The sequence below is a fragment of the Lysobacter sp. Soil_N_51 genome (assembly GCF_057655755.1).
Genome location: NZ_JBDGLR010000003.1, coordinates 173,178 through 193,668 on the forward strand (window position 1 = coordinate 173,178; position 20,491 = coordinate 193,668).

General features: G+C 67.8%; 18 protein-coding genes. 6 read left to right on the plus strand and 12 right to left on the minus strand.

Annotated elements, in window-relative coordinates; translation table 11 throughout:
• Positions 1–457: 457 nt before the first annotated feature.
• From AC3A4T_RS06220 to AC3A4T_RS06230, 3 genes are read left to right on the plus strand one after another with little or no spacing between them, the layout of a single operon-like run.
• On the plus strand, positions 458–727 hold the full coding sequence (locus tag AC3A4T_RS06220; protein ID WP_487674596.1) for a hypothetical protein: 270 nt from the start codon (positions 458–460) through the stop codon (positions 725–727).
• A complete protein-coding gene (locus AC3A4T_RS06225) occupies positions 669–1,409 on the plus strand; it encodes a hypothetical protein (RefSeq protein ID WP_487674597.1) in 741 nt (246 codons plus the stop codon). Before AC3A4T_RS06220 ends, AC3A4T_RS06225 begins: the two co-directional genes overlap by 59 nt.
• A 30-nt stretch (positions 1,410–1,439) precedes the next feature.
• Complete coding sequence (locus tag AC3A4T_RS06230; protein ID WP_487674598.1) at positions 1,440–2,555, plus strand: acyltransferase family protein; 1,116 nt, start codon at positions 1,440–1,442, stop codon at positions 2,553–2,555.
• Between the two features lie 44 nt (positions 2,556–2,599).
• Here AC3A4T_RS06230 and AC3A4T_RS06235 read toward each other — a convergent pair whose 3' ends face one another.
• Entirely contained in the window at positions 2,600–3,616 is a 1,017-nt protein-coding gene (locus AC3A4T_RS06235; protein WP_487674599.1) for a TraB/GumN family protein, read from the minus strand.
• Positions 3,617–3,873: 257 nt separating this feature from the next.
• On the opposite strand from AC3A4T_RS06235, the gene AC3A4T_RS06240 reads away from it, so the two are divergent.
• From AC3A4T_RS06240 to AC3A4T_RS06250, 3 genes are read left to right on the plus strand one after another with little or no spacing between them, the layout of a single operon-like run.
• Positions 3,874–4,224, plus strand: coding sequence for a hypothetical protein (locus AC3A4T_RS06240; RefSeq protein ID WP_487674600.1), 351 nt, complete (start codon positions 3,874–3,876; stop codon positions 4,222–4,224).
• A 19-nt stretch (positions 4,225–4,243) separates the two neighbouring features.
• On the plus strand, positions 4,244–5,824 hold the full coding sequence (locus tag AC3A4T_RS06245) for a PepSY-associated TM helix domain-containing protein (RefSeq protein ID WP_487674601.1): 1,581 nt from the start codon (positions 4,244–4,246) through the stop codon (positions 5,822–5,824).
• 9 nt (positions 5,825–5,833) lie between these two features.
• The gene (locus AC3A4T_RS06250; protein WP_487674602.1) at positions 5,834–6,166 is read left to right on the plus strand and encodes a DUF3325 domain-containing protein; all 333 of its coding nucleotides are present in this window, start codon (positions 5,834–5,836) and stop codon (positions 6,164–6,166) included.
• Between the two features lie 39 nt (positions 6,167–6,205).
• Here AC3A4T_RS06250 and AC3A4T_RS06255 read toward each other — a convergent pair whose 3' ends face one another.
• The 11 genes from AC3A4T_RS06255 to AC3A4T_RS06305 all read right to left on the minus strand — a co-directional run bounded on the left by AC3A4T_RS06255 (position 6,206) and on the right by AC3A4T_RS06305 (position 20,473).
• The gene (locus AC3A4T_RS06255; protein ID WP_487674603.1) at positions 6,206–6,484 is read right to left on the minus strand and encodes a hypothetical protein; all 279 of its coding nucleotides are present in this window, start codon (positions 6,482–6,484) and stop codon (positions 6,206–6,208) included.
• 13 nt (positions 6,485–6,497) lie between these two features.
• On the minus strand, positions 6,498–8,405 hold the full coding sequence (gene dxs, locus AC3A4T_RS06260) for a 1-deoxy-D-xylulose-5-phosphate synthase (RefSeq protein WP_487674857.1): 1,908 nt from the start codon (positions 8,403–8,405) through the stop codon (positions 6,498–6,500).
• Positions 8,406–8,646: 241 nt separating this feature from the next.
• Complete coding sequence (locus AC3A4T_RS06265; protein ID WP_487674604.1) at positions 8,647–9,852, minus strand: hypothetical protein; 1,206 nt, start codon at positions 9,850–9,852, stop codon at positions 8,647–8,649.
• A 141-nt stretch (positions 9,853–9,993) separates the two neighbouring features.
• A complete protein-coding gene (locus AC3A4T_RS06270; protein ID WP_343123614.1) occupies positions 9,994–10,506 on the minus strand; it encodes an HNH endonuclease in 513 nt (170 codons plus the stop codon).
• A gap of 526 nt (positions 10,507–11,032) precedes the next feature.
• Positions 11,033–12,823 (minus strand): acyl-CoA dehydrogenase C-terminal domain-containing protein, encoded by a 1,791-nt coding sequence (locus tag AC3A4T_RS06275; protein WP_487674605.1) that lies wholly within the window; start codon positions 12,821–12,823, stop codon positions 11,033–11,035.
• A gap of 124 nt (positions 12,824–12,947) precedes the next feature.
• On the minus strand, positions 12,948–13,430 hold the full coding sequence (locus AC3A4T_RS06280; RefSeq protein WP_487674606.1) for an LEA/WHy family protein: 483 nt from the start codon (positions 13,428–13,430) through the stop codon (positions 12,948–12,950).
• Positions 13,431–13,712: 282 nt separating this feature from the next.
• Positions 13,713–14,360 carry a response regulator gene (locus AC3A4T_RS06285; protein WP_487674607.1) on the minus strand — a complete coding sequence of 216 codons (648 nt, stop codon included), beginning with the start codon at positions 14,358–14,360 and terminating at the stop codon, positions 13,713–13,715.
• An 82-nt stretch (positions 14,361–14,442) separates the two neighbouring features.
• On the minus strand, positions 14,443–15,159 hold the full coding sequence (locus AC3A4T_RS06290; RefSeq protein WP_487674608.1) for a sensor histidine kinase: 717 nt from the start codon (positions 15,157–15,159) through the stop codon (positions 14,443–14,445).
• A complete protein-coding gene (locus AC3A4T_RS06295) occupies positions 15,156–18,509 on the minus strand; it encodes a protein kinase domain-containing protein (protein ID WP_487674609.1) in 3,354 nt (1,117 codons plus the stop codon). The genes AC3A4T_RS06290 and AC3A4T_RS06295 overlap by 4 nt, the downstream gene beginning before the upstream one ends.
• Positions 18,506–19,519: a GAF domain-containing protein gene (locus AC3A4T_RS06300; RefSeq protein WP_487674610.1), complete on the minus strand. Its 1,014-nt coding sequence runs from the start codon at positions 19,517–19,519 to the stop codon at positions 18,506–18,508. Before AC3A4T_RS06300 ends, AC3A4T_RS06295 begins: the two co-directional genes overlap by 4 nt.
• Positions 19,520–19,597: 78 nt before the next feature.
• The gene (locus AC3A4T_RS06305) at positions 19,598–20,473 is read right to left on the minus strand and encodes a DUF6689 family protein (protein ID WP_487674611.1); all 876 of its coding nucleotides are present in this window, start codon (positions 20,471–20,473) and stop codon (positions 19,598–19,600) included.
• Positions 20,474–20,491: the final 18 nt, after the last annotated feature.

Below are 20,491 nucleotides of genomic sequence, written 5' to 3' on the forward strand. Positions count from 1 at the left end.
GGATTTATTGATGCACTCCGGTGTCGCTATTTCGTATCAATATTTTTCAAGTCCGCTCTTCCTGGGCGCTGATCGAGGCGTAAGCACAGCCCCGGCGAATGTTGGGGCTGCGTGTTCCCTCGCAGTGCTCGACCTTGCTCGCGCGTGGCGATAGCTATGCGCGCCGTGGCCAGACAGATTGCGAGACTGCATAGCGCCACTACGTGGCTCGTCCTATGCGCGGCTGAGTTTCCTGTACACGCCCCGTTCGCCTCGCGATCGCTTTGATCGATAGATCGGCTGCATGCATTCGGCTGTTCGATCCCGTCGCGGCCGCTGCGAGCGGTGTGCGGAAAATGGGCGGTGATGCCCATGCGCTTTTTTCCAGAGGTCGAGTGATTTGGTACTGGGCCGATGGCGGCGCGGCCGATGCGTTATCGCGATAGCAAGGACAGCCGATGTTTTCCTGGAGATGAGTATGGACAACGATCGAGGCAAACTATTTATCGGCGGCACCGTGGGGATCGCGGCGGCTTGCATGACGTTCGCCCCGGGGCAGAGTCGGGCCGCTGCCGCGCTTTCCTCCGATCAGGTCAGTTACCAGCCGTTGGGCGCGGCCGCGGTCGAGCGCACCGTGCGCGACAAGTTACGCGAGCAGGTCAGCGTCAAGGATTTCGGCGCGGTCGCCGATGGCGTCGCCGACGATCTCGCCGCGATCGATCAGCTGCACTCGCTCGGCGGCGGCTGATTGTTTCTGCCGGCCGGGTATCTACGACGTCGGCGCGGCGCTCGACCTGTCCGCGATCGATCACCTGTGGATCGATGGCTGCGGCCAGGACAACACGACCATCCGCACGACCTCGGCGACCGCGTCGATTTTCTTTTGCGGCGCCGACCGCAAGTATCGCAAGTTCAGCAATTTCACCCTGGGCAGCACCGTCGCCAAGACCGACGGCGCCCATTTCGACCTGTTGGCGGAGCGGCGGTCGATATTTCAGGATCTCAAGCTCAGCGGCTGGTTCAACGCATTTCGTCTGCGCGGCTTCGAGGAGTGCGAGATTTCGCGTTGCAAGATCGTCAATCCCTCGGGCGCGGGCACGGCCCTGCTGCTGAGCGCGCCGGGCGCCTGCGGGCAGAGCGCCAACTGGCATGTGATCGGCCGTTTCCTGCGCGGCAACGACGATATCGTCCAGAACGCGCCGACCGGGCTGTGGGGCTTGCAGACGTTCGATGTCGATGCGCTGCCCGCCGTAATCGGCGGGCTTTTTGTTTTCGCCGGCCTTGGTATCTGCGGATTGCGCCGACGATCTTTGCATTCGACTTTCGCTGGTCGACAGTGGTCGCTCGATTGTCGCGATATCAAGCATGCGTATTTATGTGCAGATATAGGCGTTATTTTTAGGCCTAGAGCAAAATTTGATTTTAACTAGAATTTCTTTATCGAACATCGATGAAGCGGCATGGAAAAAATTGGTTTGATTCAAGTGCTGCGTGCCTATGCGGCACTGTGGGTTGTGTGGCGGCACACTTATTACCAGGGGTTTGAAGTCGGTGTTTTTGGGGTCGATGTATTTTTCGTGATCAGCGGCTTCATCATGGCGTATATCTGCGCCGATCAAGCCGTGACTCCCGGCCGGTTCTTGTTGCGGCGCACGCTGAGGATCGCGCCCTTGTACTGGCTGGTGACCTGCGCCGCGTTCGGCCTCGCGCTGCTGGCGCCGCATTTGTTCAATTCGACGACGGGGAACTGGTCGAACCTGCTCAAGTCGCTGCTGTTCATTCCCTATCTCAAGGAGAACGGGACAGTAATGCCGGTGATTCCGGTCGGCTGGACCTTGAATTGCGAAATGCTGTTTTATCTAGCGATGAGCGCATGCCTGGGGTTCGGGCGCAAGCGCGCGGCCCTGGCCGCAGCGGCGGGGCTGGCGATGTTGCCGATTGTGGTGCGTGCCGATTTGGCCGACTCACCGGCCGCGTGGTTCTACAGCCAGCCGGTCATGGCCGAATTTTTATTCGGCGTGCTGGCGTTCATGGCCTGGTCGCGGTTACGCAAGCTTGAATTGTGGGTGCCCGTGCTGGCTGTTACGGCTGCGCTTTCGGCGCTGTCGCTGCCGATTCTGGAGTGGCAGCGTGGTGCCGCGACGGCGTTTGCAGATCGGCTTTTCCTGTTCGGGGTGCCGGCGGCGGCGTTGGTTTTATCGGCCGCATTGCTGGATGGGCGGTGCCGCGCGGTTGCGGCGCTGAAGAACCGGGTGGCGTTGATCCTGGGCGATGCGAGTTACTCGATCTACCTGTCGCATATCTTCGTCATCGAGGGGCTGCGCAAGGTCGTGTTCCCGCGCACCGGGCTGTTCGACATGACGACGTTCGCGGGCGCCTTCGCGGCGCTAACAACGGCGGCGCTGGTGGGCGTGGTCATTCACCGGCTGGTGGAGCGTCCGCTGATGGGCCTGCGCTCGTATTGCAACGGGTTGCCGGGGACGCCGCCGCCGGCGTCGGGCCATGCCGCTGGCGATGTCGTCGTGACGGTCGACGTCAGCGATCAGTCCGCGGCATCCAGGCGGCATGGCGGCTGACGCCCTGCCGTTTTCGCCGCGTTCCCGGCCGCATGGGTCACGGCTCAGGGATCCTCGACCGTATACCCCGCCGCGCGCAGCTTATCCAGCAGCCCGCCGGTTTCCAGCAGGTCGGCCACCGGCAAGGTCGCGAAGGTGCTGTTGTTCTTCGCGATCGCGTCTTCGGCGCGTTCCAGCCATTGCGCGGTGACGCGCTGGCGCAGGTCGCCCAGGTTGAGGCGCTTGGCCACGCCGGTCGCGGCGAGCGCTTCCAGGCAGGTGCGGTATTGGTCGCCCTGCGGCAGGGTGCGCAGGGTGGCGATGTCGCCGATCGCCCAGGCGTTGCCGCGCGCGCGCATCGATTCGAGGTCGCTTTCGATCCGCGACAAGGTCTTGGCGAAGCATTCGCGGTCGTCGAGCGCGCTGGCCGAGAATTCCTTCAAGGTGGCCTTGGGATCGTCGATTTTCAGGGTCACGCGCGCTTCGGTGATCGGCACGTCGTGCTGCTTGGCGGCCTTGTCGACCACCGGCTGGACCACGCCCTTGAGCGACATTCCGGACTGCTTGATCGCCGCTTCGTACAACTCCTGCGCGGCGAAGATCGGGCGCCATTTCTCGACTCCGCCGTCGCGGCCGATGTAGCGCGCCTTGAGCGTGGTCCAGCGCGCGTAGAGGTCGGCCGGGACGACTTCCTGCAAGGTTTTGCCGTCCGGGTTCTTGCGCGCCTTGAGCGCGGTCGGGATCAGCATCATCGTGCGCACCACGCCCAGTTCGGTGCCGAAGCTGACCGAGGGCGGGGCGATGACTTCCTGCGATTCGGCGATGGTCGCCTCGACCTGTCGCGACAGCCAGGTCATGTCCTTCGGCAGCGGGCTCAGGGTGCCGAGGATCCACAGCACGTGACCGCCGCGCATGACTTTCCACAGCCCGGGGCCGGGCTGTTCGCCGGTGACCACCAGGGTGTCGAAGTCGCGGATATCGCCGCCCGGCGGGGCGGCGGCGGGTTGGGTCGGGGCGGTCTGCGCGGCGGCGGCGCCGGGCAGCAGCGCCAGCAAGGCGAGGACGATGAGGGCACGACGCATCCGTAACGCTCCTGAGCGGGGGATGAGGACTCGGCGGAAGCCGGATCGTAGCCGTTCCCCGGTCGTCGCTGTGTACTCATCTGTAACCGGACCGCTGCGGCAAGGCGGGTTTGCGCCGTCGGTTCGATCCGAATCGCGACCGCGAATGGTTTGCAAATGAGAACCATTGGCAACTAGACTGGGCACTGGCCCGCCGCCGCGGGCGTCCGACCGCGCGGCAGGAAGCCGGCCCGGCCCTCGTCCGCCTACGAAACCGCATGACCGACACGCTCGCCCCCACGGCCTCCGCATCCGTTGCTTCGCGCAAACCGCGTCCGACCCTGTCGTGGGGTTATCGCGGCGGCGTCGCGTTGCGCGCGCTGGCCGCGATCGTGATCGGTTATCTGGTCGCGTATGGATTCACCGCGTTCGGCACCGTGGTTTTGCCGTTTGATCGCAACGACAGGGTGGTTGCGGCAAGTCTGCTCTGCTTCTTCGTGTGGTGCGCGGCGGCGATGTACGCCTTCGCCGCGCGCAGCGCCTGGCGCGCGTGCTGGGTGCTGGCGCTGTGGGCGGGCGCGATGTACGCGGTGGCGTTGCTGTTCCCCGAAGCCGCGGCGCGGCCATGAGCACCGTGAGGGCGCACGCATGAAGAATTCCTTCTCCCAGGCGATGGCCTGGTTGCATACCTGGGCCGGGCTGGTGATCGGCTGGCTGCTGTTCGTGATCTTCGTCGGCGGCACCATCGCCTGCTTCGACAAGGAGCTCACGCATTGGATGCAGCCGGCGCTGCACGGCCATGAGCGCAGCGGCGAAAGCATCGATCTGGACCAGGCCATCGTCCAGCTGCAGCAAGTGTCCAAGCCGCACCCGCATGCGTACTACGTGACTTTGCCGAGCGAGCGCAGCAAGTCGCTGGAAGGCGGCGTGTACTACGACGCCGGCGATCCGGACCTGCTCAGTCTCGATCCGGCGACCGGCAAGAAGATTCCCGAAACCGCCGGCGGCGAGTTCTTCTTCACCCTGCATTTCAACCTGCATTCGCCGGTCTGGGGGATGTACATCGTCGGCATCGCCGGCATGTTCATGCTGATCGCGATCCTGACCGGCATCGTGATCCACAAGCGTATCTTCAAGGACTTCTTTACCTTCCGGCCGAAGACCGGCGGCCAGCGCGCCTGGCTGGACGGACACAATCTGACCGGTGTGCTCGGTCTGCCGTTTCATCTGATGATCGCCTACACCGGCGTGGCGATCTTCGTCGCCAACTACATGCCGGCCGGGTTGAACGCGGCGTACAACGGCGATGTCGAGAAATTCTTCGTCGAGGCCGCGGACAGTTACGAGCGTCCGGAAACCGGCAAGGAATTGAAGACGATTTATCCGGTCGACAAACTCGTCGCGGATGCGCGTCAGCGTCTGGGCCAGCCGATCACCTGGGTCAGCGTGCATCATCCCGACGACACCAGCGCGACGATTTCCTTCGGCGGCGATCACAGCCGCAATGTGGCCTGGAATTTCGACTCGGTGTTCTACGACGCCAACGACGGCAAGTTCCTGCACCAGTCGGGCGCGCCGCAGGCCGGCTACAAGACCTATACCTTCCTCGGCGGCATGCACATGGCGCAGTGGGGCGGCAGCGCGCTGCGCTGGCTGTATTTCGTGATGGGCCTGGCCGGCTGCGTGATGATCGCCAGCGGCATGCAGGTGTGGGTGAGCAAGCGCGCGAAGAAGATCGCCGAGGCCGGCAGCGCATCGGGCTACGGTCTGGTGCAGGCGCTCAATCTCGGCGTCGTCGGCGGCCTGCCGTTGGCGAGCGCGGCGATGGTGATCGCCAATCGACTGATCCCGGCCGAGATCGCGCAGCGCGCCAACGCCGAGATCACCGTGTTCTGCGCGGTCTGGATCGTGGCCACGCTGTACGCGGCGATCCCGGCGGTGCACAAGCGCGGCTGGGGCCAGTTCTTCGCGATCAATGCGGTGGCGTTCGCGCTGATTCCGCTGGTGAATCTGGCGACCGCGTCGAACAGCCATCTGCTCGCGACCATCGCGCGCGGCGACTGGTCGCTGGCCGCGGTCGACCTGACCGCGTTCGCGCTGGGCGCCGGGTTCGCGCTGCTGGCGCGCAACAGTTTCGTCAAGGCGCGGCAGCCGATCGTCGAGCGCAAACCGCGTCGCGCCGAGCGCGGCAACGAGTCGGGCAACCAGCCCGCGCTCGCGGATCGCTGAGGAACACGCATGCTTTGGTTGGGTCTGTGCCTGGGAATCGCCGCGTGGTGCCTGTTGAGCCTGGGGCTGGAAAAGCACCATCGGCAGGTGTTCGCGGAAGCGTTCGACGCCTCGCGCGCGCGCCTGTTGCGCGGTGCCGGATGGTTGTTGCTGGCGGTGGATTTCGGCTTGTTCGTGTACGGCTGGGGCTGGGCGCAGGGGCCGATCTTCTGGACCGCCGCGCTGATTATTTCGGCGTTGGCGTGGAGTCTGCTGATGACGATGCTGCCGCGTGTGAGCACGAAGATCGTCGCGATCGCGCTGCTCAGCGCCGTGGTATTGATTCCGCTCTGGGCCGGTTGAAACGCTGACCGCAGCGTCGACGCGACCGTCGCCCGCGTCTCACGCGATCCAGCGCATCAATTTCTCGACATAGACACCGTCGCCGTCTTGAACCGGCGCGCGAGTCAGCAGTTCCTGTCTGAGTTGCGCTGGCAGCGCATCGGCCTCGATGCTGTCGAGCAAGCCGCGTATCTCCAGCGACCAACCGGCGCGCAAGGCTTCGCTGTGCGCGGCGTCGTGGCCGGACCACTCCCAGCCTTTGTCGTTGTACGCGGCGATCGATCCGAGCAGGGCGAGCAGCCGCTTCATCGCCATCGACGATGCGGCCGGTTCGCTCATCCGATCGCGTCGCTCACCTGATCGCGGTCTGCGCCGGCACCGCCAGCAACTGCGGCCAGCGCTTGAGCACCGACGCGCGAATCGACGCCGCATCCAATCCCGCTTCAGCCAGCAGCTGTTCGCGGCTGGCGTGGTGCTGGAATTCGTCGGGCAGGCCCAGGTGCAGCACCGGCAGCACGATGCCTTCGGCCGCGAGCAATTCGGCCACGCCGCTGCCGGCGCCGCCGGCGACGACGTTGTCTTCGAGGGTGACGAAGCCTTCGTGGCTCTTGGCCAACTCGAGAATCAGCGAACGATCCAGGGGTTTGACGAAGCGCATGTTGACGACGGTCAGCCCGAGTTCGGCGGCGACGGCTTCAGCCGCGGGCACGATCGCGCCGAACGCGAGCAGGGCGATGCGCGAACCTTGGCGGCGCAGTTCGGCCTTGCCGATCGGCAAGGTGTCCAGGCCGGGCTGGATCGTGGTGCCGGGGCCGGTGCCGCGCGGATAACGCACCGCGGCCGGGCCTTCGTAGCGATGGCCGGTGCTGAGCATCTTGCGGCATTCGTCTTCGTCGGCCGGCGCCATCACCACCATGTTCGGCACGCAGCGCAGGTAGGACAGGTCGAGATTGCCGGCGTGAGTGGCACCGTCCGGGCCGACCACGCCGCCGCGATCGATCGCGAACAGCACGTCGAGGTTCTGGATCGCGACGTCGTGCACGAGTTGGTCGTAGCCGCGCTGCAGGAAGGTCGAGTAAATCGCGACGACAGGTTTGGCGCCTTCGCAGGCCATGCCGGCGGCGAGCGTCACCGCGTGCTGCTCGGCGATGGCGACGTCGAAATAGCGTTGTGGGTATTCCTTGCTGAAACGCACCAGGCCCGAGCCTTCGCGCATCGCAGGCGTGATGCCCATCAGGCGCTCGTCGGCGGCGGCCATGTCGCACAGCCATTCACTGAAGATGTCGGTGTAGGTCGGCTTCTTCGCGCCGGGCTTGCTGATCAGGCCCTTCTCGGGATCGAACGGGCCGACCGCGTGATAGCCGATCTGATCGCCTTCGGCGAGTTCGTAGCCTTTGCCCTTGGTGGTGATGATGTGCAGCAGCTGCGGGCCCTTGAGGCCCTTGAGCGTCTTCATCGCGCCGAGCAGGGCGGGCAGGTCGTGGCCGTCGATCGGGCCGGTGTAATGGAAGCCGACTTCCTCGAAGAACGTGGACGGCACGAACATGCCCTTCCAGTGTTCTTCCCAGCGGCGCACGAACTTGGCCGCCGGCTTGCGCTTGTCGCCGAGCAGCTTCTTGCCGCCTTCGCGGATCGCGTTGAGCGTGCGGCTGCCGGTGAGCTGGCCGAGCATCTTGGTCACGCCACCGACGTTCTCGGAGATCGACATCTGGTTGTCGTTGAGGATCACCAGCAGGTTCGGTTCCGGATCGGTCATGCCGCCGGCGTGGGCGAGCGCTTCGAACGCCATGCCGGCGGTCATCGCGCCGTCGCCGATCACCGCGACGATCTTGCGCTCGTCGTTCTTGCGCTGCGCGGCGATCGCCATGCCGAGCGCGGCCGAGATCGAGGTCGAGCTGTGACCGACGCCGAAGGTGTCGTAGTCGGATTCGTCGCGCTTCGGGAACGGCGCGACGCCGCCTTGTTGCTTGACGGTGTGGATCTCGTCGCGGCGGCCGGTCAGGATCTTGTGCGGGTAGCACTGATGGCCGACATCCCAGACCAGACGATCGATCGGAGTCTCGTACAGCCAGTGCAGGGCGACGGTGAGTTCGATCACGCCCAGGCCGGCGCCGAAGTGGCCGCCGACCAGCGCGACCTGTTCGATCAAATAGGCCCGCAGCTCCTCGGCGATGGCCGGCAGTTCCTCTTCAGGAAAGCGGCGCAGATCGGCGGGGACCTGGATGCGGGAAAGACGCGGGTAGCGCTGCGAATCGATCATTCCGACCATCTGGCTTTCTGCTAGTCGGGCATTGTCCCGCCCCCGCGTGAGGCGAGCAAGAAGTGTGACGGTTTGATGTTCAGGCCCAATCGAAGCCGCCAGAGTCGGTCTGCGTCGACTGGCACCGCAGTCCGGACCGACAAGCCGCTCGATTCAGCGGCGTTCGTGGATATATCGCGGCGTTGCCGGACGTTGTCCGGACCGCGCCTGCGAGGGGCCGCGACGGTTCGTCGCAGCCGCCTCAGCGACCGCGCAGGCGCCCGAACAGGCCGCCGGACTTGGCCGGTTCGGCCGGGGTCGGATCGCCCTCGGCCTCGGCGAAGCCGGTGGCGAGGTTGGCGTTGATGAAATCGGCGACTTCGGCCTCGGTCACGCCGCTGGCCTCGGCGATCTCGGTCACCGTCGCCGGCGCCTTCATCATCACCGTGGCGATGCGGAAGTGCTTGGGGTATTCGCGTTCGGTCTGCGGCCACTTGGTCATGCGATAGCGGCGCTGCGGGTCGTAGCCCGGGGCGAGGCGGCCGTGGCCGGCCAGCAGGTTGCCGAACCACACCAGCCGGGTCAGCGGCATCGCCGCGCCGAGCTGGACGGCGGCGGCGTCCCACTGCGCGGCCGGCAGCAGTTCGAATTCGGACGGGGCGAAGCCGCGGTCGAACAAGCCGGCCAGCGGCTTGAGCGCGGCCGGGCCGTGGTATTTGCGCTGATCGGCATCGATCAGCAGGCGTTCTTCGCCGCTGCCGACGCGCAATAGGCCGCGCAGGCGGCCGGCGACCAACCAGTCGAGCAGGCCATCGCCGCGCGCGGTGATGCTGGGCACGGCCGGGTTCGCGGCCACGGGCGCCGCGGCAGGCGCGATCGGCGTCGGCGCGGGTGCGGCAGGCGCTGCGGCGACAGGAGCGGGCGCAACCGGTGCAGGCGCAGCAGGCGTGGGTGCGGCGGGAGCCGGAACCGCCGCCGGAGGCGCTGCGGTCATCGGTGCGGGCGCGGCCTGCTGCGCGGCCGCCTTGGCCTGGGCCAGGTCGGTTTCGAGCAGGTCCACCACCACGTCGGGCAGCGCCGCGGTCGGGTCGGTGCGCGGCTGCTTGGGAATCTCGACCGCGGTCGGCGCCGCGGCGGGCGCGGGCTTGGCGATCGCGTGGCCGCTGAGGGTCGCGATCTCGCCGAGCAGGGTCGACATCGAGTCGGCACTGAACGGATGCGCCAACAGATAATCGGCCTGGGTGCGCTGCGCGGCGGTCAGCGCAATCACCGACTTGCCCGCGGCGTGCAAACGCAACCAGCTCATCGGGCCGTACATGCTGTCCATGTCGACCACGACGAAATCGGCCTGTTGCTCGGGCACGATGGTCCAGTGACCGCCGAGTTGTGCGTTGGCGACCTTGAAGGCCGTCTGCAAAGCAGACTCCGTCGCCGGGTCCATGCCGGTCAGACCGAGGGTCAAAGGCATCTTGATTACATCCGTAAGTCGATGGCGACGAGTGTCCGGGACGACTGGATTGTCGTCAACGCGCGCTTGACGTCGCATATGCGCACTGATTGGCACATTCGCTGCAGCTATTTTGTGAATACTGCGACGCGCTTCACGACTTCAGCCGTTGAGGCGGGCTTTCTTCGGCAGCTGGTTTTTCAAGAACGCCATCTGATCGGCCAGGATGTTCCTGTTCGACAGGATCAGATGCTCGACCCAACTGGGCCGGTACGGCACCGCCAGCAGCGGCATGCTCGCCTGCTGCGGGGTGCGGTTGCCCTTGCGCGAATTGCAGGCGAAGCAGGCGGCGACCACGTTCTCCCACAGGTCGCGGCCGCCCTTGGACACCGGCACGACGTGGTCGCGGGTCAGGTGCGGGCGGTGGAAGTCGTGGCCGCAGTACATGCATAGATGGCCGTCGCGCGCGAACAGCGCGGCGTTGGTCAGGGTGGGCGTGGGATCGAGCGCGCCGGGCCGCGCATGGCCGCGCGCGGCGACGATGGGATGCAATTCGAGCACGCTGCGCTCGCCGGTGAAGCGGTTGATGCCGCCATGCACTTCCAGGCAGGGTTCGCCGAGGGTCCAGGCGACCGCGCCGCGTGCGTACAGGCAGCTGGCTTCCTGCCAGTTCATCCAGTCCAGCACCCGCCCATGCGCGTCGAGCGACAGCAGTCGCACCGAGTTGAGTCGTTCCAGGGCGTTGCGCGGTACCGCGCGCGGACCGAGCCAGGGCGAGTAAGGATCGGGGACACCCGAGGCATCCGGCTCACGCTGAAGCATTTCAGCGTGGGTTCCGGTTCGGACCAGGCGGATCTTCGCTCTATCGGTCTCCATCGGGGACCCAGCTTATACCCTCTGGATTACATTTTGTGTAGACGGGGCGACCTGTTGTCGACCGACCGGCGGCATAGGGGCGGGCTCGGTGGGCGATCGTGCGTGCTCACCCTGGGCGATGAGCTGCGCTTGTCGGTGTTCGCTGGATCGAAGCTTGCGCCCGGGGCTTTCTGGGTTCGCGGTCGCAGCTTGCGCAGCTCCTACAGTGGGAGGTGCGGCGGTCGCGGTGATTCGCGGTACCAGGCTTGGGCGCAATGCGGCAGCGTCGAGCCTGAGCGCCTCTTGCATGAGGCCTCAGGCGTCGACGCTTTCCGGGCCGGACGAATCAGTCGCCGAAGCCTTCGGCCGACAGGTTCATCAGCGGCGCGGTGCCGCTGTCGATCGCGGCCTTGTGCGCCTGGGTGCGCGGCAGGATGCGGCTGAAGTAGAAACGCGCGGTTTCGCGCTTGCTGTCCTTGAAGCCCTGCGACTGCTTGGAGGCTTCGGCCGCGGCGACGCTGCGCGCCCACCAGTAGGCCAGCGACACGTAACCCGAATAGAACAGGTAGTCGTACGCCGCCGCGCCGACTTCGTCGGCATTCGCCGCGGCGCGCTTGCCGATGCTCATGGTCAGCTGCATCCATTCGGCCGCGATCTTGCGCAGCGGCGCGACGAATTCGGCGACCGCGGCATTGCCTTCGTTTTCGGCGCAGAACGCTTCGATCTTCGCCAGCATCACCTGCAGGCCCGCGCCTTGCAGCTGCATGACCTTGCGGCCGAGCAGGTCGAGCGCCTGGATGCCGGTGGTGCCTTCGTACAAAGTGGTGATGCGCGCGTCGCGGGCGAGCTGCTCGATGCCGTGCTCGGCGATGTAGCCGTGGCCGCCGAAGCATTGCAGCGCGTTGTAGGTGCATTCCACGCCCCACTCGGTGAGGCAGGCCTTGACGATCGGGGTCATGAATCCGATCAGCGCATCTGCTTGAGCGCGTTCCTTTTCGTCCGGCGCGGCGTGGGCGATGTCGACCTGCAGCGCGGCGTCGTAGCCCATCGCGCGGCCGCCTTCGACCAGCGCCTTGCAGGTCAGCAGCATGCGGCGCACGTCGGGGTGGACGATGATCGGATCGGCCGGCAACTCGGGGAACTTGGTGCCCGACAGCGAGCGCATCTGCAGACGGTCGCGCGAATAGCGCAGCGCGTTCTGCAGCGCGCGGTCGGACAAGCCGAGGCCCTGCAGACCGACCGCGAGACGCGCGGTATTCATCATCGTAAACATGGCCATCAGGCCCTTGTTCGGCTGACCGATCAGATAGCCCTGCGCGCCGTCGAAATTCATCACGCAGGTGGCCGAGCCGTGGATGCCCATCTTGTGTTCGAGGCTGCCGCAGCGCACGGCGTTGGCCTCGCCGACGCTGCCGTCGCGCGCGACCTTGATCTTCGGCACGATGAACAAGGAAATGCCCTTGCTGCCGGTCGGTGCGTCGGGCAGGCGCGCGAGCACCAGGTGGATGATGTTTTCGGTGAGGTCGTGCTCGCCGGCGGTGATGAAGATCTTGGTGCCGCTGATCGAATACGAACCGTCGGCCTGCGGTTCGGCCTTGGTCTTGAGCAGGCCCAGGTCGGTGCCGCAATGCGGTTCGGTGAGGCACATGGTGCCGGTCCAGCGGCCTTCGACCAGCGGCTTGAGGAACACCTCCTGCTGCCATTCCTCGCCGTGGTGCAGCAGCGCTTCGGTCGCGCCGTGCGACAGCAGCGGGAAGTTGCCCCAGGCCAGGTTGGCCGCGTCGATCATTTCCTTGAGCGGCACGCCGGCCGCGTGCGGCAGGCCCTGGCCGCCGAACTTCACTTCGGCGGTGAGACCCGACCAGCCGCCTTCGACGAACTGGGTGTAGGCCTGCTTGAAGCCCGGCGGCGTGGTGACCGCGCCGGTGGCCTTGTCGTGGCTGCAACCGATCTGGTCGCCGATGCTGTTGAGCGGGGCGAGCACGGTTTCGTTGAAGCGCGCGCCTTCTTCGAGCACGGCATCGAGCGTGTCGCGGGTCGCGTCGGCGTAACCCAGGCGCTCGAACTGCGCTTCGGCGCCGAGCAGGTCGAACAGCACGAAACGCATGTCGGTGAGGGGGGCTTTGTAGGTGCTCATGGTTTAAGGCCGGGATTAGTGATTGGGGATTCGGGATTCGAAGAGCGAGGGAGCTGTCAGGCGGGTGGCGGGAAAGGAGTGTCGGGTCTACGAATCTCGAATCCCCAATCCCTAATCCCGGCCGTCAACGCATCACCCCGGGCAACCCGGGCGCCGGGCTCAGCGCGCTGCTGCGCTCGATGGTGAAGGTGCGCTGCTTGGCTTCGTCGGGGGTGGCGAAGATGTCGCCCTTGAGGCTGTAGTTGAGGCTGCGGCCGCCGGACAGGGCGTCGGCGATGGCGAGCTTGGCCGCGCCGCTCGGGGTCAGTTCGACCTTGATCACGTCGGCCGATTCCGGGCCGATCGACAGGCCCGGCTGGGCCTGCAACTGGCCGGCGGCGTCCTCGCCGAGCTTGAGCTGCAGGTCGAAGCGGTCAAAGCGCATCGGGATGCTGCTGAAGTTCTCGATCCGCACTTCCACCGCCCAACTGCCGTTGGCGCGCACGGTCAGCTGCTGAATGCGCGCGGCCGGCTCGGAGACACGGCGGACCGGCCCGGTGCCGCAACTGGCCAGCAACGCCACCATCATCGTCAGACCGACTAACCGCACCCAGGCCCCTGCTTTCATGCCGCTGCTCCGTCGCTATCGCCAGATTGGCAGGCGAGGATACTACGGCGCATGGTGGGGCCGGCAGGGCTGGGGTCGGCGGTTTGTGGCGGGTGAAGCAAATCCCCCCTGGCTCCCTTTTTAAAGGGGCGAAGTCTTCGGCTTGGTTCGCAGCGACCTTGGTGCCGCGCGTTAACCGGTGCCCACTTTGGAAAAGGGGGCAAGCGCCCGGCGCAGGGTGGCGATCAGGTCATCGCACCGCGCGGGGGATTCGCTTCACCCCGCAAGCCCCACCGCCCCGGCTCAATCCAGCAACCGCTTGCGCAACGCATACCGCACCAACTCCACGGTATTGCGCACCCCCAGCTTGTCCAGCACCCGCGCCCGGTGGTTCTCCGCGGTCTTCACGCTGATGCTGAGCTGGCGCGCGATCTCCTTGGTGGTCAGCCCCTCGGCGATCAGATGGAACACCTCGCGTTCGCGCGCGGTCAGGCGGCCGTAGGGATCGCCCAGATCGCGTTCGGGATGACGCAGTTGCTCGGCCAGCGCGCGCGCCGCCTGCGGGCCGAAATAGCCCTTGCCGGCATGCACGCTGTGGACCGCGGCGAGCAGTTCGGCGGCCGGGCTGTCCTTGACCATGTAACCGGTCGCGCCGGCCCGCACCGCCTGCAGGATGTATTCGTCTTCCTGGTGCATGGTCAGCACCAGCACGCGCGTGTCGGGCAGGGTTTCGTACAGGCGGCGGATCACTTCCAGCCCGCTCAGCCGCGGCATCGACAGGTCGGTGACCACCACGTCCGGGCGCGTGGCCTCGGCCTGCCTGAGCGTGTCCAGGCCGTCGGCGGCCTGGGCGACGACATCGATGCCACCGCCGCGCAGCAACTGGACCAGGCTTTCGCGGACCATGGTGTGGTCGTCGGCGATCAGAACGCGTACGGGCGAAGACTGCATCGTCGCAGGGTGGGCAGGCTCGCGGCGGGCGTCAAGCGCGGGCGTCGGCGCGGCGAATGGCGATGTGTCGATCAAGTGAGTTTCACGTGTAATCCAGCGGCACCTGCGCGCTCACCCGCAAACCCGCGCCGGGCGCGCCGCGCAACTGCAGGCGACCGCCGTACAGGCGCAGGCGTTCGCGCATGCCGCCCAGGCCGGTGCCGCCGCTGCCGAGCGCGAGCGCCGGATCGCAACCGCGGCCGTCGTCTTCGATTTCCAGCGACAAGGCCGCGCCCTGGCGTTGCAGGCGCACCTGCACATGGCTCGCGGCGGCGTGCTTGGCGGCATTGGTCAGCGCTTCCTGGGTGACCCGGAACAGCAGGGTCTGCAGTTCGCCGTCGAGCTCGGGCAGGGCCTCGATCTGCAGCTCGACCCGCGCGCCGCTGGCCTGGCTCTGGCTGCGCACCAGCCAGCGCAATGCCGCTTCCAGGCCGAGGTCGTCGAGGATCGGCGGCCGCAGCAGGCGCGACAGTTCGCGGGTGTCTTCCAGGGTGTCGCCGCACAGCGCCAGCGCGGCGCCGACGGTGTCGCGCAAGCCGGCCGGCTGCGCGGGCAAGGCCGCGTCGAGTTCGTGCAGGCGATGCTTGAGCACGGTGAGGTTTTGACCGACCCCGTCGTGCAGCTCGCGCGCGATCCGGCGACGTTCGTCTTCCTGCACTTTCCACACCGCGCGGCCGAGCCGGCGGAACTCGCGCTCGTTGCGTTCCAGCCGCTCGAGCAGTTGCTGGTACAGCTCGCGCAGTTCGGCGGCGTCGTTCATGGGCGCGGCGCCGCAGCGGGTTCGGCTTGCGGTGGCGCGTGGTTCGGGGTTTGCGCCAATGCCGCGCGATCCGCGCCGGTGCGCAAGGCCGGCGGCAATTGGTCGCGCAGGCGTTGTCGCGCGGTCGAGGCATCGTTCTCGGCCGTGGCCGCGAGCGTGTTGTCGCCGGCTGCGCGCGCGGCGTTGGCGGCCAGCGTGTGCAGCGCGAACGCTTCGAGATTGTCGCCGCGGCGCAGCACCGGTTGGACCTCGCGATAGATGCGCAGCGCGGCGCTCGGATCGTTCCGTGCGAGCGCGTCGCGCATGCGCGCCTGAGTCCATTGCAGGCGCAGGCCGGCATGGCCGAGCGCGGCGATCTGCGTGTCTAGAGCCGCGGGCAAGCGACCATCGCCGGCCATCTGCAACGCCACCTGCAATTGCAGCAGACGCACGCCCGAGGCCTGCGCGTCGCGCTGCGCTTCGGCCAGCGCGCGCCGCGCGCCGTCGGTATCGTTCGCGCGCCGCGCCAGCTCGGCCTGCAGCAAGGCGGCGATGCCGCGTTGCTCGGACGAGGCCGCGGCGATCTGCGCGGTCAGTTCGGCCAGGCTGTTGCGCGCCTGATCGTCGGCGTCGGCGCGCAGCAGTGCCTGCGTGCGCAGCAGGCCGACATCGACCTGGCCGCGCGCGTCGCTGCGCTGGCGGAACAAGGCATCGGCCTGCGCGATTTGTTCCAGCGCCGCGCCGAGATGGCCCTGCATCAATTCCAGTTCGGCCAGATTGCGCCGGCTCACCGCGGCCTCTTCCATCATCTGCTTGGCCAACGCGTCGCGCAGCGAGGTCTGCAGGCGTTCGCGCGCCAGCGGCCATTGCCCGCGCGCGGCGGCGAGTTGGCCGAGATTCTGCGAGGTGCGGATGCGCCCGGTCTCGTCGTCGAGCTTGGCGTAAGCCGCCTGCGATTGCTGCAGATAGGCCTCGGCGTCGTCGTAGGCGCCGAGTTGGTAATGGGCGAAGCCGATGTCGTTGAGCGCCTGCGCGGTGCCGCTGGCATCGCCGGCCTGCTGCCAGGCCGACAGCGCGCGGCGGAACGCGGCCAATGCGCCGGGGTAGTCGCCGCGTTCTTCGGCGAGCAGGCCGAGTTCGTTCTCGACCGCGGCCAGGCCGTGACGATCGTCGAGCGCGGCGTGCAGTTCGCGCGCTTGTTGCAGGCTGCGCTGGGCTTCGTCGAACTGGCCGGTCAGCACCAGCACGTTGCCGAGATTGCGCAGACTGGTCGCGAGCCCGCGCCGGTTGCCGACCGCGCGGCGCAGTTCCACCGCCTGACGGTACTGCGCCTGGGCGTGATCGTTCTGGCCCAGCCGGGCGTAGCCGATGCCGAGCGCGTTGACGGTTTCGCCTTCGCCGTAGCGATTGCCGCTGCGCTTGTACAGCACCAGTGCGCGCACCAGATAGTCGTCGACCGCCTGCTGCGCCTGGCCGTGCAGGATCGAGAACTTGCCGCGTTCGAACCAGGCGCGCGGATCGTCGGGATCGCGCTCGCTCAGCGTGCGCGCCTGCGCGATCGCGGCGGCCGGATCGCCGCCGGCGCCGAGCGCGCGGGTCAGGCCCAGCGCGGCGTAAGTGTCGTCGGGCGTCGTGCGCAAACGCTGGCGCCAGTAGTTCGTCGCCGCTTCGGCGTCGCCGTCGAGTTGCGCGCGTTGCGCCGATACGTAGGCGCGCATCGGTTCGTTGCCCTGGCCCGGGCGGTCGCTGTTTTCCAGCGCGGTATACGCGGCGTCGAGATCGCCGGCGGCCTGATTCGCATCGGCCAGGGCCAGCCAGGCCGAAACGAAGTTCGGTGCTTGCGCGGTGGCTTCGGTGAAACCGGCGACGGCCGCGGCGATGTCGCTGTTCTGGCGCGCGAGCAGGCCTGCGCCGTACGCCCGCAAGGCCGCATCGGACGAAGGCAGCGGTAACGGCGGCGGCGAGGCTTGCACGCCGGGCAGATCGGTCAAGCGCCGCGAGGCGATCAGTTCCTTGAAAGCGTTCAACGCGCTCGTGCCATCACCGGTCGCGACGATGCGCGGCGCGGCGGCGCCGTCGTGCAATCGCGCCTGCATTCGCCACTTGCCCTCGTGCCGGTTCAGTTGCAGCGAGACGATGCGATCGGCGCGCGCGATCCGGGCCAGATCGGCGGCGCTCGGCGGCGCGGCGCCGCTGGGATCGAGCTGGCGGATCGCCTGCTGGCTGCGTTCGTCGTCGACCACGGCCAGGCCGGGCAGGGTGGCGAGCGCTTCGCGCAGCAGGGAGGTGAAAGCGCGGGACTCTTCGGCGTTGATCGCGCCGGCCGGTGCCTGCAACGGAGACACCACGATCCGATGCAAGGCCGCCACTACCGGCGCGGCGGAGACCGACGCCGGAGCTGCGGGTGATGGCGCGGACGGGCGCCATAACCACGCGCCCACGCCTGACGCAGCAAGCAACGCAGCGCTCGCCGCGCCGATCCACAACGTCCTGCCCGGCCGCCAATCGCGCGCCACGTGGCGGGTATCGATCGCCTGCATCACCGCCTGCGCGCTTTGCAGCCGGTGCGCGGGTTGCGAACGCAGCAAGCGGTCGACCAATCGCACCAGCCACACCGGCGTGTCGGCGCGCAGACGGCTGACCGGCGGCGGCGTGCGCAGCATGCGCTGGGCCAGGATTTCGCTGATCGTGCCGCCGTCGAACGGCATCTTGCCGGTCAGCATTTCGTGCAGGATCAGGCCGAGCGCGTACAGGTCGCTGCGGCCGTCGCTGGGTTCGCCGCGCGCCTGTTCCGGCGATAGGTAATCAGGTGTGCCGACGATCGCGCCGGTCTGGGTCAGGCCGCTGCCGGCGAGCGAACGGGCCACGCCGAAATCGCTGATGTAGGCGTCGCCGGCGCGGTCGATCAATACGTTCGCGGGTTTGAGATCACGATGGATCACCCCACGCGCATGCGCCGCGGCCAGGCCTTCGGCGATCTGCCGCGCGATCGCGATCGCATCGTCGATCGGCAAGGCGCCGTCGCGATCCAGGCGCTTGTCCAGCGCCTCGCCGTCGATCAGGTCCATGCCGATCAGCCACTGCTGTTCGTGCCGGATCAGGTCGTGGATGCGCACCACCCGCGGGCTCGACACTTGGCGCGCGGTCAGCAGCTCCTGGCGGAAGCGTTCGAACGCGTCGCCGCGCGCGGCCAGTTCCGGCCGCAGCAGTTTCAACGCCACCTCGACGTCGAGCGCGGTGTCGTGGGCGCGGTAGACCACGCCCATGCCGCCGACGCCGAGCAGCGCTTCGATGCGGAAGCGGCCGGCCAGCATCGCGCCGGGCTTGAGGCTGTGCTGGGTGTAGATGCCGGTCGCGGTCGGTTCGCTCACGGCGTGGTGACCTGCGCGTCGACGATCCGGCCCCAGCGTGGCGCCGACCCGGCCGAATCCGGCGCGAGCGCGTCGAACGCGCGCTGCGCGAGCAGCCACAGCGCGGCGCTGTCGGCGAAGGCGCACAGCAGTTCCAGGTCGAATTCGCTGATCGCCTCGCCGGCGCCGCGGCGATCGGCATAGACCGCGCCGAGCACGCGCCCGGCGTGCAGCAGCGGCAGGCAGACCAGACTCTTGAGGCCGCCTGCGAGCACCGATGCGCGTCGCGCCAGCCACAGTTCGTCGGCGATCCAATTGACCACGATCGGCCGGCGTTCGGCCAGGCAGCGCTGGACCGCGCCGACGCTGCCGGAGAACGCGCGCTGCTGCAGCGCGTCGCGATCGAGCATCAGGCTGGCGCGCACGATGAAGTCGCCGTCCTGCGCCAGCAGCAGGAAACCGCGGCTGCAGCCGGCCAGTTCGACCACTCCGCGCAGGATGTCGTCGGCAAGGCCGGCACCGGGATCGCGGCGCCCGGCGTCGGCGTTTGCGGGCGGGGCAGCGCTAGGTGTGGGCGTAGGCGCGGGCGTGGCGGCGGGTTCGGCGCGCGCTTCGGCCACCGCGATCGCGGTCGCGCCGATGCCGAGCCGTTCGACCTCGATCCGGCGCGTCCACGCCGCCGACAGGTCGCGCTGCGCGCGCTGGCGTTGTTGCTGGTCGAGCGCGGACACCTCGTCGATCACCGAGAACTCGCACAGCACATCGCCGAAGCGCAGCCAGCATTCGCCCTGGTCGAGGCGGGCGCGGCTGATCTCCAGGCCGTCGACGTGCGAGCCGTTCTTGCTGCCCAGGTCGAGCAACTGCCAGCCGTTTTCGTCGTGCAGCAATTCGGCGTGGCTGCGCGACACGGTCGGGTGATCGATGCGCAGCCCGCAGTCGCTGTCGCGGCCGATCTGCACGCGCGAGCCGTCGGCGATCCATCGGCTGATGGCGGCGGCTTCGGGCGGGTAAGCGATCAGGCGAGCCGGCATGGCCGCATCTTAGCGCGCGGCCATGACGTCCCGCGCCTGGTCACCGTCGTGTTTGGGACAGCCGTGGCAACGCCGGCGTTACGGGCCGTGGTCGCGCAGGAAGGCGATGCTGAAACGCAGGGTGGCGGCGCCGGCGGCTAGCTCGCCGGCATGGTTGCGGTGAGTGCGGGTCGCGCGCCAGGTGTTGGCGATGTAGCTGCCGGCGCGGGTCTGCGCGCGGCCGCGGACATCGTCGGTCGCGGCCAGGGCCGCGGCGTAGTCGGCCACCGCCAAGGCGCTTTCGACGTCGTCGAGCAGGTCGTCGAAGGCCGCGCGCTCGGCCAGCGGCAGCAGCTCGACCCGGTTGCGCAGGCGCGCGATCTTGTTGGCGATGACCGTGCCGGTCGGACGCAGGTCGGCCAGTATCAGGAACTGCGAGAACCCGCCGTAGGTGCCGCGCGCGCGCACGCTGCCGGCGGCGATTTCGTCGGTGATGTCGCGGAACGCGCCGCCGAGCGGCGCCTTGAACAGACGCAGCCGGCTGCCGGCGGTGTAGGGCAGCAGGTGGGTGTGCAATTCGACCCGGCCGGTGCCGTTGAAGCGCAGGCCGCCGTAGCGGGGCGGTTCGATCGTGACCATCACCGGCAGCGTCGATTGCAGGGTGGTCAGGTCGAAATCGGGCAGGCGTGCGAGCAGTTCGGCGTCGCTGAGGCTGACCGCGCGCGCGCTGATGCCGAGGCTGTAGGGGCTCAGGCCGCTGGCGTCTTCGAAATCCAGCAGCACCTCGACCAAGGGCGACCCCGGCAGGCCGGGCAGGGTGATGCTCGCCTCGGCGTGGTTGCCGCTGGCGCTCACGCTGACCGGCAGGGTTTGCGCCTGCGCGCTGGCGGCGAACAGCCACAGGGCGGTGAGTGTCCAGGCGAGCCAGGCGGCGCCCCGGCGCGAGGCCGGCGACTGCGCGAACGTGTGTCTCATGGTCCTTCCCCCTGTTGC

What these genes read in the sequence shown, in the direction of transcription:
- AC3A4T_RS06220 (WP_487674596.1), top strand. Translation starts at nt 458, where the DNA reads ATGGACAACGATCGAGGCAAACTATTTATCGGCGGCACCGTGGGGATC.
- AC3A4T_RS06270 (WP_343123614.1), bottom strand. Translation starts at nt 10,506, where the DNA reads ATGAACTGGCAGGAAGCCAGCTGCCTGTACGCACGCGGCGCGGTCGCC.
- AC3A4T_RS06250 (WP_487674602.1), top strand. Translation starts at nt 5,834, where the DNA reads ATGCTTTGGTTGGGTCTGTGCCTGGGAATCGCCGCGTGGTGCCTGTTG.
- AC3A4T_RS06300 (WP_487674610.1), bottom strand. Translation starts at nt 19,519, where the DNA reads ATGCCGGCTCGCCTGATCGCTTACCCGCCCGAAGCCGCCGCCATCAGC.
- AC3A4T_RS06305 (WP_487674611.1), bottom strand. Translation starts at nt 20,473, where the DNA reads ATGAGACACACGTTCGCGCAGTCGCCGGCCTCGCGCCGGGGCGCCGCC.
- dxs (WP_487674857.1), bottom strand. Translation starts at nt 8,405, where the DNA reads ATGATCGATTCGCAGCGCTACCCGCGTCTTTCCCGCATCCAGGTCCCC.
- AC3A4T_RS06285 (WP_487674607.1), bottom strand. Translation starts at nt 14,360, where the DNA reads ATGCAGTCTTCGCCCGTACGCGTTCTGATCGCCGACGACCACACCATG.
- AC3A4T_RS06225 (WP_487674597.1), top strand. Translation starts at nt 669, where the DNA reads ATGGCGTCGCCGACGATCTCGCCGCGATCGATCAGCTGCACTCGCTCG.
- AC3A4T_RS06265 (WP_487674604.1), bottom strand. Translation starts at nt 9,852, where the DNA reads ATGCCTTTGACCCTCGGTCTGACCGGCATGGACCCGGCGACGGAGTCT.
- AC3A4T_RS06230 (WP_487674598.1), top strand. Translation starts at nt 1,440, where the DNA reads ATGGAAAAAATTGGTTTGATTCAAGTGCTGCGTGCCTATGCGGCACTG.
- AC3A4T_RS06245 (WP_487674601.1), top strand. Translation starts at nt 4,244, where the DNA reads ATGAAGAATTCCTTCTCCCAGGCGATGGCCTGGTTGCATACCTGGGCC.
- AC3A4T_RS06235 (WP_487674599.1), bottom strand. Translation starts at nt 3,616, where the DNA reads ATGCGTCGTGCCCTCATCGTCCTCGCCTTGCTGGCGCTGCTGCCCGGC.
- AC3A4T_RS06275 (WP_487674605.1), bottom strand. Translation starts at nt 12,823, where the DNA reads ATGAGCACCTACAAAGCCCCCCTCACCGACATGCGTTTCGTGCTGTTC.
- AC3A4T_RS06255 (WP_487674603.1), bottom strand. Translation starts at nt 6,484, where the DNA reads ATGAGCGAACCGGCCGCATCGTCGATGGCGATGAAGCGGCTGCTCGCC.
- AC3A4T_RS06290 (WP_487674608.1), bottom strand. Translation starts at nt 15,159, where the DNA reads ATGAACGACGCCGCCGAACTGCGCGAGCTGTACCAGCAACTGCTCGAG.
- AC3A4T_RS06280 (WP_487674606.1), bottom strand. Translation starts at nt 13,430, where the DNA reads ATGAAAGCAGGGGCCTGGGTGCGGTTAGTCGGTCTGACGATGATGGTG.
- AC3A4T_RS06240 (WP_487674600.1), top strand. Translation starts at nt 3,874, where the DNA reads ATGACCGACACGCTCGCCCCCACGGCCTCCGCATCCGTTGCTTCGCGC.